At 47.6% G+C, this 16,895-nt stretch carries 20 protein-coding genes, 2 tRNA genes and 2 pseudogenes; 18 read left to right on the top strand and 6 right to left on the bottom strand.

Annotation, left to right across the window (positions count from 1 at the left end):
* Positions 1-200: 200 nt before the first annotated feature.
* From BO18_RS36120 to BO18_RS31305, 10 genes and pseudogenes are all read left to right on the top strand, one after another.
* On the top strand, positions 201-824 hold the full coding sequence (locus BO18_RS36120; protein ID WP_034452929.1) for a hypothetical protein: 624 nt from the start codon (positions 201-203) through the stop codon (positions 822-824).
* Between the two features lie 25 nt (positions 825-849).
* Positions 850-1,455, top strand: a pseudogene (locus BO18_RS36115) (hypothetical protein); the annotation flags it as partial.
* A gap of 39 nt (positions 1,456-1,494) precedes the next feature.
* Positions 1,495-1,644, top strand: a pseudogene (locus BO18_RS36715) (chorismate synthase); the annotation flags it as partial.
* Positions 1,645-1,729: 85 nt separating this feature from the next.
* Complete coding sequence (locus BO18_RS36710) at positions 1,730-1,966, top strand: chorismate synthase (protein WP_442856594.1); 237 nt, start codon at positions 1,730-1,732, stop codon at positions 1,964-1,966.
* Complete coding sequence (locus tag BO18_RS36405; RefSeq protein ID WP_330379700.1) at positions 1,899-3,023, top strand: chorismate synthase; 1,125 nt, start codon at positions 1,899-1,901, stop codon at positions 3,021-3,023. The genes BO18_RS36710 and BO18_RS36405 overlap by 68 nt, the downstream gene beginning before the upstream one ends.
* Positions 2,923-3,897 carry a shikimate kinase gene (locus tag BO18_RS31320; RefSeq protein ID WP_081861357.1) on the top strand — a complete coding sequence of 325 codons (975 nt, stop codon included), beginning with the start codon at positions 2,923-2,925 and terminating at the stop codon, positions 3,895-3,897. Before BO18_RS36405 ends, BO18_RS31320 begins: the two co-directional genes overlap by 101 nt.
* Positions 3,818-4,129: a hypothetical protein gene (locus BO18_RS35320; RefSeq protein ID WP_185752655.1), complete on the top strand. Its 312-nt coding sequence runs from the start codon at positions 3,818-3,820 to the stop codon at positions 4,127-4,129. Before BO18_RS31320 ends, BO18_RS35320 begins: the two co-directional genes overlap by 80 nt.
* 3 nt (positions 4,130-4,132) lie before the next feature.
* The gene (gene aroQ, locus BO18_RS31315) at positions 4,133-4,564 is read left to right on the top strand and encodes a type II 3-dehydroquinate dehydratase (RefSeq protein ID WP_034452926.1); all 432 of its coding nucleotides are present in this window, start codon (positions 4,133-4,135) and stop codon (positions 4,562-4,564) included.
* A 120-nt stretch (positions 4,565-4,684) separates the two neighbouring features.
* Positions 4,685-5,626, top strand: coding sequence for a zinc ribbon domain-containing protein (locus BO18_RS31310; RefSeq protein ID WP_034452924.1), 942 nt, complete (start codon positions 4,685-4,687; stop codon positions 5,624-5,626).
* Positions 5,627-5,928: 302 nt separating this feature from the next.
* Positions 5,929-7,044 (top strand): hypothetical protein, encoded by a 1,116-nt coding sequence (locus BO18_RS31305; RefSeq protein ID WP_185752495.1) that lies wholly within the window; start codon positions 5,929-5,931, stop codon positions 7,042-7,044.
* Between the two features lie 65 nt (positions 7,045-7,109).
* Here BO18_RS31305 and BO18_RS31300 read toward each other — a convergent pair whose 3' ends face one another.
* Positions 7,110-7,694, bottom strand: a complete 585-nt coding sequence (locus tag BO18_RS31300) for a hypothetical protein (RefSeq protein WP_034448492.1) — start codon at positions 7,692-7,694, stop codon at positions 7,110-7,112.
* A 130-nt stretch (positions 7,695-7,824) separates the two neighbouring features.
* Here BO18_RS31300 and BO18_RS31295 point away from each other — a divergent pair, with 130 nt between their 5' ends.
* Complete coding sequence (locus tag BO18_RS31295; RefSeq protein WP_034448491.1) at positions 7,825-8,412, top strand: hypothetical protein; 588 nt, start codon at positions 7,825-7,827, stop codon at positions 8,410-8,412.
* Complete coding sequence (locus BO18_RS34140) at positions 8,405-9,574, top strand: AzlC family ABC transporter permease (RefSeq protein ID WP_066738363.1); 1,170 nt, start codon at positions 8,405-8,407, stop codon at positions 9,572-9,574. Before BO18_RS31295 ends, BO18_RS34140 begins: the two co-directional genes overlap by 8 nt.
* A gap of 51 nt (positions 9,575-9,625) precedes the next feature.
* On the opposite strand, the gene BO18_RS31285 is transcribed toward BO18_RS34140, so the two are convergent.
* Positions 9,626-9,701 (bottom strand) — tRNA-Thr (locus BO18_RS31285).
* Between the two features lie 128 nt (positions 9,702-9,829).
* Here BO18_RS31285 and BO18_RS31280 point away from each other — a divergent pair.
* From BO18_RS31280 to BO18_RS31265, 4 genes are all read left to right on the top strand, one after another.
* Positions 9,830-9,922, top strand: a tRNA-Ser gene (locus BO18_RS31280).
* A 186-nt stretch (positions 9,923-10,108) separates the two neighbouring features.
* Positions 10,109-10,549, top strand: a complete 441-nt coding sequence (locus BO18_RS31275; protein WP_034448489.1) for a LytTR family DNA-binding domain-containing protein — start codon at positions 10,109-10,111, stop codon at positions 10,547-10,549.
* 12 nt (positions 10,550-10,561) lie between these two features.
* Positions 10,562-11,212, top strand: coding sequence for a hypothetical protein (locus BO18_RS31270; protein ID WP_034448486.1), 651 nt, complete (start codon positions 10,562-10,564; stop codon positions 11,210-11,212).
* A 128-nt stretch (positions 11,213-11,340) separates the two neighbouring features.
* Positions 11,341-12,909, top strand: a complete 1,569-nt coding sequence (locus BO18_RS31265) for a TFIIB-type zinc ribbon-containing protein (protein ID WP_034448484.1) — start codon at positions 11,341-11,343, stop codon at positions 12,907-12,909.
* Positions 12,910-12,931: 22 nt separating this feature from the next.
* On the opposite strand, the gene BO18_RS31260 is transcribed toward BO18_RS31265, so the two are convergent.
* From BO18_RS31260 to BO18_RS35405, 4 genes are read right to left on the bottom strand one after another with little or no spacing between them, the layout of a single operon-like run.
* Positions 12,932-13,336 carry a hypothetical protein gene (locus tag BO18_RS31260; protein ID WP_034448481.1) on the bottom strand — a complete coding sequence of 135 codons (405 nt, stop codon included), beginning with the start codon at positions 13,334-13,336 and terminating at the stop codon, positions 12,932-12,934.
* Positions 13,333-13,986 (bottom strand): alpha-galactosidase, encoded by a 654-nt coding sequence (locus BO18_RS35415; protein WP_081861355.1) that lies wholly within the window; start codon positions 13,984-13,986, stop codon positions 13,333-13,335. The genes BO18_RS31260 and BO18_RS35415 overlap by 4 nt, the downstream gene beginning before the upstream one ends.
* Positions 13,910-14,899: a hypothetical protein gene (locus BO18_RS35410; RefSeq protein ID WP_081861354.1), complete on the bottom strand. Its 990-nt coding sequence runs from the start codon at positions 14,897-14,899 to the stop codon at positions 13,910-13,912. The genes BO18_RS35415 and BO18_RS35410 overlap by 77 nt, the downstream gene beginning before the upstream one ends.
* A complete protein-coding gene (locus BO18_RS35405) occupies positions 14,820-15,083 on the bottom strand; it encodes a hypothetical protein (protein WP_034452922.1) in 264 nt (87 codons plus the stop codon). Before BO18_RS35405 ends, BO18_RS35410 begins: the two co-directional genes overlap by 80 nt.
* Before the next feature lie 158 nt (positions 15,084-15,241).
* On the opposite strand from BO18_RS35405, the gene BO18_RS31245 reads away from it, so the two are divergent.
* Both BO18_RS31245 and BO18_RS31240 read left to right on the top strand, forming a co-directional pair.
* The gene (locus tag BO18_RS31245; RefSeq protein WP_034452921.1) at positions 15,242-16,387 is read left to right on the top strand and encodes a histidine kinase N-terminal 7TM domain-containing protein; all 1,146 of its coding nucleotides are present in this window, start codon (positions 15,242-15,244) and stop codon (positions 16,385-16,387) included.
* The coding region (locus tag BO18_RS31240; RefSeq protein ID WP_330379701.1) for a diguanylate cyclase domain-containing protein at positions 16,365-16,895 on the top strand (531 nt) is incomplete at its 3' end. The genes BO18_RS31245 and BO18_RS31240, both read left to right, overlap by 23 nt.

Here is a 16,895-nt window from a genome sequence, read left to right as displayed (position 1 = left end):
ACGCAGAGAAGATGAAGGATCTCTTAAGGCTGTATAAGCTCCCCGGTAAGTGACGAGATCACGCCCGAAGTTATAGTCGAAGGCGCCATGAACGACAAGAAGAAACGCGGCGACACCTTATCGGTTATACTTGTGAATAAGATCGGCAGTGCCGAGATAAAGAAGATGACAAAAGAAGAGTTCCTGGAGTTTTTGTCTGTATGAGAATAGCTTGTAACAACGTTGATCTGAAAGTCAAAGCACCGCCTTCAAAGTCGGTCTATCACAGGGAACTTATCATAAATTTCATCCTTGGCGCCAGAGGGGATTATCTCGATGACAATGAAGAGGATAACGACGATATAAAGGCGACAAAATCCTGCCTCAAGACTCTTCTGGATACTGAGTCTGAGACTCTTATCTTCAACTGCAATGAGAGCGGATCTACTTTGAGGTTCATGATCCCCGTGGCTTTGGCATTAAAGTCTGAAGCCAACAGTAAGCTTATCTTCAGGACAAAGGGGAGGCTCATAGACAGGCCAATAACGGAACTTGCCGAGTGCCTTGAACCCTTCGGCGTGGAGATAACGAAGAATAAAGATAAGAATGAGATAGAAGTTACGGGAAAGATAGGTCCCGGTGAATATGTTATCGACGGAAGCGTATCGTCCCAATACGTATCAGGTCTTCTGATGGCATTGGCCGCGTTCGATGAGGAATCCGAGATCAGGGTCAAATGGAATATGGTGTCGGTACACTATATCGATCTTACGATGAAGACTCTCGAAAAATACGGCTTTGATGTTATCCATGTGGTAGATACTTTTTATGTAAAAAAGAACTGAACGCAAGTCAGAAGCATCTGATGCCAGATTCGAAGTCGAAGGCGACTGGAGCAACGGAGCCTTTCTTCTCTGCCTGGGAAGCCTGATACATGACGGCTCGATCAAGGTGACAGGCCTTGATAAGAATTCGGCACAGGGCGACAAGGCGATACTGGAGTTCCTGGATCTTGCAAACATATCGTATGTGATTGCGGGAGAAAACGTTTTCGTGCAGGACATTCTCAGGAATTCCGTCAGACCGTGCATAGACATGTTCTGCTACGACATTCCGGACATAGTTCCCTATATGGCTTGTCACCGGCGCTTTCCGTGCCGAAAAGACGGTCCTCAGAGGAATCAAGAGATTAAGGATAAAGGAATCCGACAGGGGGCGGCTGCCATTACGCAGATGCTGACTGAATTGGGCGGAAATGTAACGCTCGAAGAGGACACTATTACGATAGAATATATAGACAGGAAGAATATCCCCGATAAGATCAGTCTGACCTCGTCGGGTGATCACAGAATGGCGATGGCGGCAGTTCTCTGCGCCGCTGCCACAGGCAAAGAGATAGAACTGGATGATATCGATTGCCTGAATAAATCCTTTCCGGAGTTCCGGACTATACTGCTTAAGGAGATGACCGTATGAATTCCAGCAGCACATACCAGGGGCGACGCCCTCGACATTATGATCTACGGCGAGTCGCACAGTGAGGCGATAGGAGTATATATAAACGGCCTTCCCGAAGACGTCACGCCGGATACGGCGAAAACTGCGGCCTTTATGGCCAGACGCGCTCCCGGAAAGAATGCCTGGTCCACACCCAGGAAAGAGGCTGATGAGGTCATATTCGAACGCAACGGTTCGATGCTCCACGGCTACATAATCAAACACGAATACAAAGCCCAAGGATTACGCATCCATAATCAACTGTCCCAGGCCGTCCCACGCGGACTATGCCGCCAAACTCCTGTACGGAGACGAGGCTTCGAAGTCCGGCGGCGGAATCTTCTCGGGACGCATGACCGCGCCTTTGTGCATCGCGGGTTCCATAGCTCTTCAGGAGCTTAACAAGCGCGGGATCCAGATCAGTGCGCACCTCAAGAAAGTTGCCCGGGATCTGCGACGATTCTTATTTCGATCACGGAGTAAACGATGAGGGATTCAGAAACAGGCTGTCAGTGGTCGAGAATAAGGATTTCCCGGTCGTTGACGATGCCAGGGGCGAACTCATGAAGGAAAAGATCGAGCAGGCGCGCCTTGAAGGAGACTCTGTCGGAGGCGTTATCGAGTGCGTGATCTACGGTTATCCGGAAGGCATCGGAGGACCGATATTCGACGGCATCGAGGCCAAGCTCGCGCAGATCCTTTATGCGATCCCGGCAGTCAAGGGAGTTGAATTCGGCAACGGCTTTGAAGGTTCTGATCTCAAAGGTTCCGAAAATAACGATGCCTTTGCTTTTGACGAAGACGGTAACCTTACATTAAAGACAAATCACAGCGGCGGCATCCAGGGCGGGATCAGCCTCGGCAATGCCGCACCCATAGTGTTCGACTGTGCGCTGAAGCCGACGCCTTCCATCTCAAAGACCCAGGAGACGGTCGATCTTGAAGCGCATAAGAACACGACCATCAATATTGAAGGGCAGACACGACCCCTGTGTCGCACCCCGTGCGGTTCCGGTCGTCGAGGCTGCCGCAGCCATCGCACTTTACGATCTTTTACTTGTATCTATGTAACGGAGGAGAAAGCCATGAGCGGGAGACCTGACCTTAATGAACTCAGAGGAAAACTCGACGAGATCGACAACAGCATTTTGGATCTTCTCGAAGAGAGGATGGCGACATGCCGAGAGATCGGAAATGTTAAGAGAGAAAACGGCATGGACGTTTATGTTCCTGCCAGAGAAGAAGAAAAGTTCAAGGCTCTGGAGGAGATCGCCGGGTTTGAGAGCAGACCTTACGTAAGAGATCTTTTCAAGACCCTTATGGATATCTCCAAGGTTCATCAGAACAAGCCGGCTTTCGGCGTTTTGGGAAGAACTCTCGCGCACACATATTCACCTGAGATCCACAGTCTCTTTGATTCATCCTATTCGTATTCGGTTATAGAGCGTGAGCCCGAAGAGCTTGAAACGCTCTTTAAGAGCGGCGTTTTTCAAGGGTTTCAACGTCACGATCCCATACAAGAAAAACGCATGCGCCATGTGCGATGAACTGGATGACGCGTCGAAAACGACGGGAAGCGTAAACACGATTCTTTTCGAAGACGGAAAGGTAAAGGGATGGAACACCGACTACTTCGGATTCATCTACATGCTCACCAGAAAGGGCATCTCCGTCACAGGAAAAAAGGTCCTCGTACTCGGTACGGGCGGCGCGGCTTCCGCAGTGTTCTACGCTCTCAAGACCTTGGGCGCGGCTGAGACTTATGCCTGTGATCTTGAAACTGAGATCAATTACTCCAACGTTTATGAGAAGGCAGGAGATGCCCAGGTCATCGTAAACTGCACGCCTGTCGGAATGTTCCCGAAGGTCGACAATTCACTTCTTGACCTTGCGAAGTTTGCAAGCCTTGAGGCATGCGCTGACGTGGTCTACAACCCTTCAAGGACAAAGTTCCTGCAGGAGGCCGAAGAACTCGGACTTAAGACATGCGGCGGACTTGCGATGCTCGTTGCCCAGGCTTATAAATCATCAAGGGTCTTCGCCGGAGATATCGCAGGCGCTGAACAGCTCGGTAATCCCGACAGTGCCGAAGGAGCGGCATATGTTCCTTCCGAAGCAGCTGAAAAGATCGAGAAGGTCATTAAGATCCTTGAGAACCGCATGCGCAATATTACGATAATCGGTATGCCGGGTTCGGGTAAATCCCTCCTTGCGCGGAATATCGCAAAGGTCACCGGACGTACGCTCGTTGACCTGGATATCGCGTTCGCCGAGAAGTTCGGACAGACTCCCGCCGAGGTCCTGAACGGCCCCGGAGAAGATGCTTTTAGGGAGATGGAATGTGAGATCGCAGCGGAATTCCTGCCTCAGAGCGGTCTGGTCATATCCTGCGGGCGGCGGTATCGTCACGCGCGACGTTAACAAGTTCTATGTCCGCTGCAACTCCAACGTATTCTATCTCGAGCGTCCTCTGACTGCTCTGACCGACAAGAACAGACCGATCTCCCAGCTTCACGGCGTGGAGAAACTCTATTCACAGCGCAAGGATAAGTATGAGTCCTGGTGCGATTACAGGGTCTACTTTGACAGATACGATGAAAAGCAGGCATTCTACGATGCCGCCATCGCCGAAATACTGGGAAAGCTGGGTTAAGCCATGAAGATATTAGTCCTTAACGGTCCCAATCTTAACATGCTCGGCATCAGGGAGCCCGATATCTACGGTTCCTCGACCTATGATGATCTCGTAAATTTGATCACATCCCACTGTGAGAAAAAAGACATAGAAGTAAAGTGCCTTCAGAGCAATCACGAAGGTGATCTGGTAGATTACATACAGCAGGCTTTTTTCGATAAGGTTGACGGGATCGTTATCAATCCGGGCGCTTATACCCATACGTCTGTTGCACTCCTGGATGCTCTCAAGGCTGTCATGATACCCGCTGTCGAAGTCCACATCTCAAAGGTGAACGAACGTGAGGCATTCCGTCAGGTGTCCTACGTTTCTTATTACTGCTCGAAAACCATAACCGGCAAAGGTTTTGACGGTTACATAGAAGCCATAGACTATCTTTGCGGCCAGGAATAATGTCGTTGCCGCAGAGCGCGGTATTCAGTGCATTTGCTTTGTAACTCATTTTTTAAGCAACTGTCTGTCTTATGTGATATTATCTTACCTGTTAAGTAATACCTTATGGAGGATAGTAGTATGGCAAAGTTTTGTCCTTACTGTGGAAGCCAGGTGAGAGAAGGATCTGCTTTCTGCTCCAAGTGCGGAAACAGACTGGCTGACGAAACTCCTGCACTTGAAGCTGTTCCTGCACCCGCAGTACCTGCTCCCGCTGCAGAAGCGCCCGCGTATACACCTGCCGCTCCCGTTTCAGAACCCGCTCCGGCCGGCGTCCCCGTTGTTGAACCGGCTCCTGCAATTGAACCTGCAGCACCCGTTGCAGCAGTTGTAACCGCTGCTCCTGTAGCAGCGCCAGTAACCGCGCCCGCAACACCCGTTGCAGCACAGCAGCCCGCACCCGAGCCGATATCATTCCAGCCGATGCCTTTCGAGGCACCTTCAGGTCCTATCTCCACGGCACCTGTCCAGACTGAAACCGGTAAGCCCGAGAAGAAAAATAAGATCGGACTCATCGTGGTCCTGGCTTCGCTTGGCGTTGTCCTTGTCGCACTTATCGTTGTAGGTATCGTTGTACTCCTGAACGGCGGTATCGGCGGCACAATAATCGAGCGCATCGAGAGAAAGGATGCTGTTGAGACCGGCAAGAAATACACCATCTACGATGAAGACTTCAACGACTATGTCGTTACGGCAAAGTGGTGGGACTATGACGACACAATGGATAAGCCCGGCACATACAGTGTTGATACCGAGACGATCGCATTTTCCATCGAAGTAAACGAGGATGCCGAAGACGAGATCTACTACGCTTATTATTACAGCAAAGATAAGGAATTCGATAAGGATGACCTTTCAAAGCCCATCTATTCCGATTCCATCACACCTGTTGAGTACAGCGACGGAAGAGCTTTCTATGATGTTGACTGCTCCAAGGTCAAAAAGGGCTATTACGTAGTGGTTGTCGCTTCAGACGACAGTCTCAAGTATCCTTACGTGCTGGCTTACGCTGAAGTTAAGTAACTGACAGATACAGACGGTTATTCAAGAGGCTGCCTTTTGCGGGCAGCCTTTTGTTATGGGAACCTGACTTTCGCAGTATAATGGTCATATGATGACAGCTGCATTCAACAGAGCAGATATGGCGAATAAGATAAATGCTTCACTTGTTATGCAGAACGGTGGTGATTAATATGAAACCAAAAGCAATCGTTGTTCTTTTACTTACAACTTCCATCCTGATGACAGCATGCAGTTCAGGCAGCTTAAATCCGGGTAACAATGAGGAAACTGAGATAACATCAACAGAGACAACTCTTCCTCCTGTGTATGACTTTGAGTGGGGAGATGCCGAGAATGAAGCGTTTGCAGAGTATATACAGGGAACTCTTGTGCCGGAATTTACTTACACATTAAACGGTTATATTCATTGTTATGGTTTTACTGATGAACTGAATAAGATATTGACGGATTTTGTTAACGAGAGGTTCGACAGGAATTATGAAAGTGTTCCATTTTCTGAAGTCGATTATCTTTATGGAATAACAAAGTATAATAATACGCAGTTTTATATAAATAATTATGAAAAATTCTGTGATTATTTTCTTGATGCAGATCCTTATTATGGAATGCTGAATAATAAATTGACGTTCAGTTATCTCATTCAAAACAATATTCCTTATGGAGAGTGTGTTTCTGCTGAAATATTCAAAACGCTGTTAGGCGAAGGATATTTATTATTTGAACGTTCCGGATCTTTTAGCTTTAAACCTCATCTTGGCAATTTTGACGAGCCCTACAAATATTCAAATGAGGAATTAGCCAGTGTACTGTTGAAATATAACGATTGTGTTTCTACTTTATGTGCTGATGCAGATATCAAGACTATGGTCATCACGGACAGTCCGGAAACATGTGAGATCTATAACGGCTATTTAAAGGATTATTTCGGGAATTCGGCTCCGCAGTTTGGGAAGCTTATGACAGCGGAACAATACAAAGAACTATTCGGTGAGGAACCGATGGATCTTTCGTATCTTCCTAAAGATGTTTCAGGAGTAGTGTATTTTCCTCCTGAACATTCGACTTCAAAAGATCTGTATGGAACATGGGTTGCCTGTCAGAGCAGAGGTTCGATAAGTCAAAGCTGCGTTTTTAACGAGGATAATACCGGTGCCATGATTACTGAATATACGGGTTTGGATTATGATACACAAGAAGAAGTAAAGGGTACGATTGAACGCAAGTTTACCTATGAGATCATAAAACATTCCAGCGGACACAGATGGCCGGGAAAAATGTTGTTGACTTTTGATGGAGATAAAACTGAAGAATATTTTTTCTATTTTGATTATGGTGACCTTTATCTGGAGGGTGGAAACGACAAGTATACTACGGAGTATTACAATGCAGAAGCCAAAGCAGCTGAGCATTATCATTAAAACATAAGAAAAGGTGCCTCGATAAACGGGGCACCTTTTGTATAAGTCAATTTAAATGAGATCCCTTAAGGATGGGGATATCCGAGTGCATCGAGGAAATCATTGACTTCCTTCTCGATCGAGAGGTCGTAGTCGCTTGCAATGGCGACGATGACCGTGTCTCCGAGAAGATAGATCGCATCGTGATAAGGAGTGTAGGTGTTTTCAACCTTGTCATCATATCTGCCGTCGATAAGTACGTAAGCTGTGTTGCTGCCTACCTCGTGGCTGCTGATGCCCGAGAAATCCTTATTGTCAAAGATGCCGTCGTAATCAGCGTAATAGTAGTCAAAAAGAGCCTTTGCGGTCTCTTCGTCAACGCACTGAGTGAAGCTGTACTGGTTGCCGTTGTCTGATACCGCATCAAGATTGATCGTTACCTCGAAATCCGTGTCGTCATCGTTGAATGAGAAAGATGTGTCGAGCATCTCATCAACATCGGATTCGTCGATGCCGATGGCGCCTAATGCCTTGATGAAGTCTTCATCGTCAACTTGCTTGAGCGTGGACATATCAACCTTGGGTTCATGTGTAATGCCTGCGCAGCCGGTAAAAAGAACTGTTGCCGCGATTACCAGAGCGCCTGCAGCCTTAAGTCTTGAAATAATCATTTCGATCCCATTCCTTTCTTATTAAAAACAAAGAGAACTATAACACAAAATGTGTCTATTTCAAACTTAACAAAATGCCATGTGCTATAATCTATCGGCGTAAGATCCAAATAAAGGAGACTGACAGATTATGAAGAGTGTGGGATTTGGGAAAAAACTGGCGGCAACGGGACTTATTGCGGCTGTTTTACTTACAGGCGCCGCATGCACGGATAAACTGCATACGGACCCGACGGAACCGCAGCAGACTGTTCAGCAGACAGTTGATCCGATGTCTTTCCAGGTGATCGATGCCAAGATACGCGATTATACATTCGGACTTAATGAATACATGAAGGAACACGGATCCGAAGCGAAATCCAAGAAGGTAAGCGGTGCCACATTAAGCGGGGTAGCCGCAGCAGGCACGTATACGGTCTCTCCTGACGGCAAATATGAAGCTCTCCAGCTGGAGAAGAAACTGCCTGACGGAATGCAGATGGACGAGTATTTCAATATGGGAGATGCTCTGTTTATTGCACGCACGACGATCTATGATGACGGGAATTTCGACCCCGTGGACAAGTATTACATAACAGACGGTGTTGTCTACAAGGTTGACGGATCAGCTGAGACGGTCACGAAGATCATTGAGCTCAGTGACTCAGCTGCGGACGCGAAAAAACTGGAACTTGATCTGTATTTCACATTTGAAGAGATAAGAGCTTTATATGCCTAAAGAAGATTCCGGCACTGAAAGTTTTAACGGATACACAATGGGGGAGGGCGTCAGAGACGGCCTTCCTATTGGTTTGGGATATCTGTCCGTTTCTTTCTCTTTCGGCATACTGGCAGTGTCAAAGGGACTGTCCTGGATACAGGCAGGACTCATATCACTTACGAATATCACGTCTGCGGGCCAGGTTGCCGGACTCGGCATAATGACTGCCGCCGGCGGTATTATTGCCATGATAATATCGCAGATAGTCATTAACCTGCGTTATTCACTCATGGGTATCGCGCTGTCACAAAAGGCCGACAGGACCATGACGCCTCTTTTGAGGATGCTCCTGGCATACGGGATCACCGATGAGATCTTCGGTGTGGCGGTGAGCAAGAAATACGAGTTCGGAGCCCGGTATTTCTTCGGCCTGACGGTTTTGCCGGTTGCGGGCTGGGTTGCGGGCACCGTGATAGGCGCGCTTCTGGGACAGGTCTTCCCGGACTTCCTGACAAATGCCCTGGCCATAGGCATTTACGGCATGTTCGTATCGATCGTTCTGCCCAAGGCAAAGCACGACAAAGTGATATTATGCGGTTCTCTTCTGTCGTGCATACTCTCGTCGCTTCTTTTCTATATTCCGGCGCTGTCGCAATATGTCTCCCAGGGATTCGCGATAATCATTTCCGCGGTATTGGCTGCTCTTGCGGGTGTCACGGCAAGAAAGAAACTTGAAGGGAAGGCCGGCACAGCCGTTGCGGTTGCTGCCGGGGTCATTCTGATCGTTCTGATGCTCGTTTTTGCTCCGTCCTACATCATTCCGGCGAATACTGCTGCGGTAACGGAGGGTGCGGGCGGCTCGCTCGATAACAGGATATTTATCCCGCTTCTTGTGATCATGGCGCTGACCACTTATCTGGTGCGCATGCTGCCTTTCGTTCTGTTCCGAAAAAAGCTCGAAAATCCGGCCGTTAAGGCATTTTTCGACTACATACCGTATACGGTGCTGTCGGCCATGACGTTCCCGGCGATCCTTTATTCCACAGGTTCGTTCGTTACCGCACTGTGCGGATTTGCAGTGGCAATGTTACTGGGATTCTTCGAACGGTCTCTCATAACTGTTGCGGTCGGAGCCTGCCTGGCCACATTGGCCGCGGGCGTTGTGCTGATGTATATCTGAAACAAAAGAAAAACTCCGTAAGAACAGCAGTTCTTGCAGAGTTTTTAATAGTGGAGCCCCCATCCGGATTTGAACCGGAGACCTCATCCTTACCATGGATGCGCTCTACCTGCTGAGCTATAGGGGCAAGTTAAAGCTTATGAAGTATAACACAGTAAAAGAGCGTTTACAATAAAATCTGTCAGCGTAATCGAATCAAAATGTTGACAAAGGTACCCAAAGATTATACAATCATTGAGCATTTTATAAGAACACGGAGAAGTCGCCTAGCCTGGTCGAGGGCGCACGACTGGAAATCGTGTAAACCCCAAAAGGGTTTCGAGAGTTCGAATCTCTCCTTCTCCGCCAGATGAAAACCCCTGTAAACATTGCGTTTGCAGGGGTTTTGCTTTTGCCGGCCTGTAATAATCGACAATGAGATCGACAATTGGCATTTTTCTGCAAGTTATTCGCAAAAACGTGTAATGCATTCCAAAACCGTGTTTTTGAAATTCTTTTGTTGTATCTTCATATCAGAGGAAAGGAGTGCAAGAGGTGAATATCAAGTTAATGCTCGATCCCGACGACCCGATGAGGGCAAGTTTGCAGAATATGGGGATAACAGACGATCCTGAATCGGAATACCTTCTGATACGCCGCGGCTCTGGGGTTAATTACATTGCGGGTAAAAAGGAAGATCAGCAGTTCTATCTTGATGTCAAAGATATCTGCTTTATCGAGAGTATGGGTCATGACATTATCATCCATACTACTGACGGCACTTACAATTCCGGTGAAAGGCTCAAAGCATTGGAACAGGTCCTGCCGGCGGACCGGTTCCTGAGAGTCAGCAATTCCGCGATCGTAAACCTGAAGAAGATAAAACGGATCGAATCTTCGCTCCTGCAAAAATTCATCCTCCATCTGACAAACGGCTCAAAGGTCGATGTCACAAGAAGTTATTACTACATTTTCAGAGACAGAATAGGGATATAAAGGAGAAACAGAATGTTTGGTGCAGCTTTTGGTTTATTTTTATTTACACTACCGCTGATATTGATAGTTACGGTTATTGTTTTCGTTATCTATAAGAGGTGTTTCGACAGGCACACTAACAGAGTGCTCGAAAACGCGGAGACTGGCAAAAGAAAATGGATGGCACCCTGGGGGGTAGCGCTTATCGTTCTTGGTGCGCAGCTTATCCTTGTGACGGGCATCATGTTCCCGTTATCGATGTATATGATGGATACTTCTTCTAAAACCGTGGTGGAAGAGGAGGAATCGGCTGAGTTCGGTTACGATTTCAGTCTGGATACGGCATATGTGGCCGGTGATGACTATCAGAAGGTCTCTGAAGGATCAGGCGACGGCATAAGCTGCAGCGTTTTTAAAAGAGATAACGGCGACGGTTCGGTCAATCTGTTTGTATCCGGAAGCATAACGCCGTGGAATTCGGGTGATAACCTGCAATTGTCCTGTGCTGATGAAAACGGGGAGATCTACAGCATGGCTTCATACTTCGGAGTTGCGGACCAGCTGGATACTTTGTATTTCAAGATGGAAATGCCGTTGGACGAATACCATCCCGGAACAATTACGGTCATATTGGGTTCGAATTCAAGCAGTGAAGAAAAAGGAAACATAGAGTTGTCTTTTTGATAAAAATAAAGATTTCCTTATTATTCGGTGCACCCTTATATGCTCAGATGGTATAATTAACGAATGAAGGGCGGTTCTTCCGGAAAAGAACTGCGGTCAGCCATTGTAGAGTATTTAGGGGTAGAGATATGGCTATTTGGGATAAAGCATCGGGCACAGGTTCCGGTACGGAATCATTATCAGCAAATTCGGTCAAGTGTCCTAATTGCGGATCAAACCTGTTTTTTGATCTGGAGCACGGTGCGTGTATCTGCAGGTTCTGTGGCGGAGTCTTTGATTCCGGTACGCTTGATAAAGTAGGCTCTTTCGGTCTTTCAAACTTTGAGAAGGAATACGACGGAACTGTCGAGATGAGCAAGGAAGACGAGTCGCGTATAGAAGTCGTCTGCGATTCTTGCGGCGCACAGATCATTACGGATAAGAATACCGCTTCGACTACATGCGCTTTCTGCGGATCACCCGCGCTCGTCACGAGAAGGCTTACACGTGAGTTCAAGCCTGACTACATCATTCCGTTTAAGTTTGATAAGGAAAAGGCGATAAGCCTGTTTGAGGAATATTGCGCGGGAATAGAACATCTTCCCAAGGATTTCGGTTCTAAGAAAGTCCTGTCGAAGATGACCGGACTTTATGTTCCGACGTGGATCGTATCATCTGAAGTCGAAGTGAATATCGCCGGCAGGGGATACAAGGGCAGGATGGCGGACACGGTCTATGAGGAAAACTTCAATGCCACTGTGGACAGCGTGTCACAGTCTGTCTACGGGAAGATAAAGTTCAGGCTGAAGGATGTCCCTTTCGACGGTGAGAAGAATATCGCCAACCGCCTGATGGCTGCTGCGGAACCTTTCGATTTCAAGGAACTCGTAACGTTCAGATCCGAATATCTGCAGGGCTTCTTTGCCGAGAAATACGATGAACAGCCTCTCGATATGACAGGTACCATCTATAGGCGGTTGGACAGGTATGCCCTGTCCGTATGCGAGAAGATCACGTTCGGCTATGATTCCTTCGTCCCGTCGTCAGAGCAGAGTACGACAAGATACCGCAATCAGGAAGTAAAATACGCGCTCCTGCCGATATGGTTCCTGAGCATCGATTTTAACGGAAAGAGGTATCAGTACATAATAAACGGTCAAACGGGCAAGGTCTCCGGCGAGTTCCCTTATGCCAAGGGCTGGGAGGCGATAGAGCGCGGAAGCAGACGTGCAAAGATGAACTCCGTCAGCTGGAAGCGCGGCATCCGTCTGGCGCTCTATCTTATGCCATGGTTCATATTCGTTCTTGTGGGCGGGATCATGATACTGTCGATAGATGTCAGCATGTACATAAACAATCATCCTCTGGAGTGCCTGATATACATCGTACTCATAGTTCTGTTTACGATCTTCCTTTCCGCGATACTTCCGAAGATAATGCTCGACAGGGAGAAACGTGATATAGCGGAGCTGTCCAAGACTGATAACCACGACCTGGCTCCCGAACTCGGAGTAGAAGCTTATTACGATCCGTCTTTTCCGATATCCGCCGTTCAGACAAACGGTTCGTTTGTCGAGCTTGAGTCAGGATGGAAATACAGCGAACAGAAGCGTTACTTTGCAAGAGACGTCCGGCATGATGCAGCGGAAGAAGTTGTGGAAGACGAAAACGCTACCGATTTTGAGAAGAAGGGTTATGACAGACGCATGATGCGTTAACCTTATGCTCAGGCCGGAAAGATCAGCGGTCAGCAGTTAATGAGATAAGACGTCTGATGAAGTCTGTGTTGGCATCATCGCTGTCTTCGCCGTCAGGATCGAATATGAGAAAGCCTCCTCCGCGTTTTATGTCCTTAGCGTCCATTATCCCGCGGAGATAAACCTGTGCGATGTGGTTTGCACATATTCGGCAGTCGTACAGGTCATTCAGTTCCTTTGCTCCGTTTATATTGAGATCTTCTGTCTTCATGACTTTCAGAAGATACATGTGAAGTATCCTGGCGGCATCTCTCCGTTTGATGGGACGTTCTTTGAAAAGAACGTCTCCTGCTTCGAGCCAGCCTTCTTTTCTGCCACGTCCGAAAACGCCGTCAAACTCCATGCCCGCAGCGCCGCACAGCTCTGAAATGAACTCTTCAGTCGTCATGTGACAGGTGAGATCCTGATGACTTTGCAGCCGCATGCGGCTAGTGTTCCGGAACTGAACGTGCGCTCCGGCGTCTCGTATACTCCTCCGGTGATAAGATCTTTTACCATGAAGGAAGCAGCTTTTTTTAGAGCGTCCGTGCTGACTGCCTTATTATCCAGTGCTTTGAGTATCGTATCGATGTCTGTCGATATGTTGTCGTCCTTGATGACCTGATCGAGGTTGAAGAAGCCCAACGCGATGTCACCATTTTCAAGAGGCTTGGCGAGAATGTCGATCCTCTTATTATCGCGGATGTATTCTTTGTCCGGTTCACTGCTGCCTGCGGTCGAGAATATTCTTTTTGCCTGAATGCCGAGCGGGTCCTGATCGAGAGCTATCAGATCTTTGTTGGAGATGATGTTGTATATGTCATCGCCCTTATTTACTCTCCTCAAGTCAAGACCCAGCATGAGGGGAGAATTCATCATGCACCACATTGCCATGTGTGACAGGCACATCGTCATGTCGATCCCGTTCATGCCTATAACGAGCATGTCAGGATCGTTCCAGCCTTTGCCGAGTCCCGCATATTCATCCATTATTACGGCTTTGTTGTACTGAGAAGTTATTGACGTCGTGTAATCGCTCTCCCCATGAAGCAGTGCCATGATCACCGTCCGATCCGACCTGGAATGTTATGTCGTTTAATATCCTCCACGAATCGCCTACCTTGTGTCCCCAGTTCTGCGGCTGGGTCTTTCCCCATTCGCAGATGGAAAATACGATGTCGCGGTCTCCCGCGTTCTCCAATTCACGCCGGATCTCCGTATAGGAATGGAGCGTGTTCTCCTGTCTTCTGTGGTTCATTATCCGGATCTTGTTGATTCCTTTTTTGAGATTGACCGGTATGGATTGTGATGTCTCGAAATCTTCAGGGCTTCCGGTCGCAGGCAGCAGACCGTCGAAGATGATGTTGTCTTCTGCGGCGATCTGAAGCCACTGTCCGACGCCTTCTTCGGCACCTGTTGCATAAGTGACATGCATATCTTCCATTCCGTCTTCGGCAGCCTCGACATCAAAGATCAGCTCGCTGCTCCTGAGGCCTGAAGGGGAGTGGTCGGGAGCCGTTCCGTCGAATGTCCCGATCGAGGTCACATATCCGTCTTTTACTGATGCTCTGGTACCCGTTATCACAGCTTCTGCCGCATCGTATATCCTGCCGCCGACTTCTATACTCTTGATGTTCGGTGCATAAGAATACTTTGCATTTTCAGGGTTGGCAAAAGTGGCATTGTCCCACATGTAGTAGCAGTTGTCGACCTTGATAAAGTCTATTTCCCATTTGATGTAGTCTTCACAGTCGGTCTTCTCAAACCCGTAGATGCCGACCTCGGCGCCGGAACAGAGCCTGGTGCCTATGTCGTTATACATGCCGAACTTTAGCCCTTGTGTGTGGACAAGATCTGCCATAGCCTTGAAGCCGGACGGGAATTTGACATCATCAGCCTGAAGGTGTCCCGTTGACACGCCCGGGCCTGTAACAGCCGTCATCGAGAACGACATAAGTGTAACCGAGCTCATCGAGTCCAAGTTCTTTTATCTTCAGTATCATTGCCTTAGTGAGTTCTTCCGTGTTACCGCTTCCGAAGGCATTCCAGCTGTTCCAGCCCATTGCCGGAAGGCGGGGCTTTTTTGAGAACAGATCGTTGTCACCGAAATTATCGAATCTCAATCTTTTGTCATCAATGGGGGAAGGTCCTGTCATGTGCTGCCTCCTTATGCTGTTCAGATGTGATTATATCATCACTTTAAAAGCCACCAAATAAAAGAAAAATATTAATAATAAGTAACACGCGTGTAAATGAGATTATTTTCTTTGCGTGATAAAATTATAAAAATGTTTTTATGGAGGTCAGGGGCTGTATGAGAACGGCATTATCAGTGGTATTTTCCATTCTGATAATCGCGCTTGTCATTTGCCAGGTGTTTGCCAGGCGCTCGAAAAAGCCTATCGGCAGGGCCGTGGCTTTTCTTCTTGCCGGCATGGCTACTCCTGTTTTGGGAAACCTGATCATAATAACTGCTTCGAATCAGCTTATCGCCACGATCGGATACTATGTTTATTTTCTCGGCATGGATACGGCAGTCTATTCCATCTGGTTCTTTATGCACGATTATTGCGACATGGGAAAGCCCAAGGGTGTTTATAATACCCTGATCCTTGTATTTTTTGCTGTCGATCTGATTCATTACATTCTTAATCCTTTTCTCCATCTTTCGTTTGTGACAGAACAGATCATGGTCGAGAACAGGGCTTATTACAGGCTTGTTCCGTATTTGGGGCAGGCTTATCACAGGGTCTTCTGTTACGGATTGTTCTTTGCAATACTGATAGTGTTCATCGTCAAGACTGTAAAGGCATCGAGAGTCTATTCGGAAAAATACTGGGTAATGTTGTTTTCGATGATATGCACCGGTGCGGTGGAAACCTATTATATCTTCTCCAGACAGCCTCTCGACGTGTCCATGATCGGGTTCGGAATGTTCGGCCTTCTGGTCTATTTCTTCGCACTCCATTACAGACCGCTGAAGCTTTTAGACCGTATGCTCGCCGGTATGGCTTCCGAGATGCCCGAGGCATTGTTCTTCTTTGACAGGAGCGGCAGATGCATATGGTCGAATGATCCGGGAAGAAAGCTTATCGGAGTATCAAATGAGAACTATGATGACGTCAAAGATGATCTCAGATTCCTCTTTGGTGACATCGATTTTGACAGCAGCGGCTGGGTAAAGAGAATCACTCTCGGCACGGGTGAGGATACCCAGTATACATATCTCGCGATGAGATCGGTCGTGGATGACAAGGGCAAGGTTACAGGTTCTTATCTCAGCGTCCGTGACATCACTGAGGAACAGCGTGAGATGAAGCGTGAGATGTACAGGGCGACTCACGATTCCCTGACAGGTCTTTACACTAAGGAATACTTTTTCGAGAACATAAGCAGAAAGCTCGAAAACGACAGTAAGACCGATTACATGATCGGATATATCGAGATCGCAAAACTATAAGGTCATAAACGATGTTTTCGGAAGAAAATTCGGTGAATATACCATAAAGCATATAGCGGATTTCATAAGTAAAAATGCCGGTGAAAATACTTTATACGGAAGACTGTCGGGTGAAGCATTCGGCCTCCTGATCGACAAGGCGGATTTCAATGAGGAAATGCTGGAGGAAAGGCTAGAAAGATTCACCATCAGGGATGATAATCTTGAGCACCGCATCCTGATCCACTTCGGTATCTACGACATAGATCCCGAATCCGAGAAGGATATACCGCTTTTCTTCGACAGTGCGCGTCTTGCGACGATGATGATAAAAGACACCTATCAGAAGCACATTGTTTATTACGATGACAAGCTCAGAAATGAGATCATACATAATCAGCTTATATCCAACCAGCTCAAGGATGCGATCGCGGAGAGACAGATACGGCCTTATCTCCAGCCTATCGTAGACTCGCGCGGCATGCTCGCGGGAGCCGAAGCGCTCGTAAGATGGATACATCCTGATGAA

The sequence above is a fragment of the Butyrivibrio sp. AE2032 genome (assembly GCF_000702965.1).
Note: the sequence above shows the minus strand (reverse complement) of the source record. Positions and strands in the feature narration are given on the sequence as shown.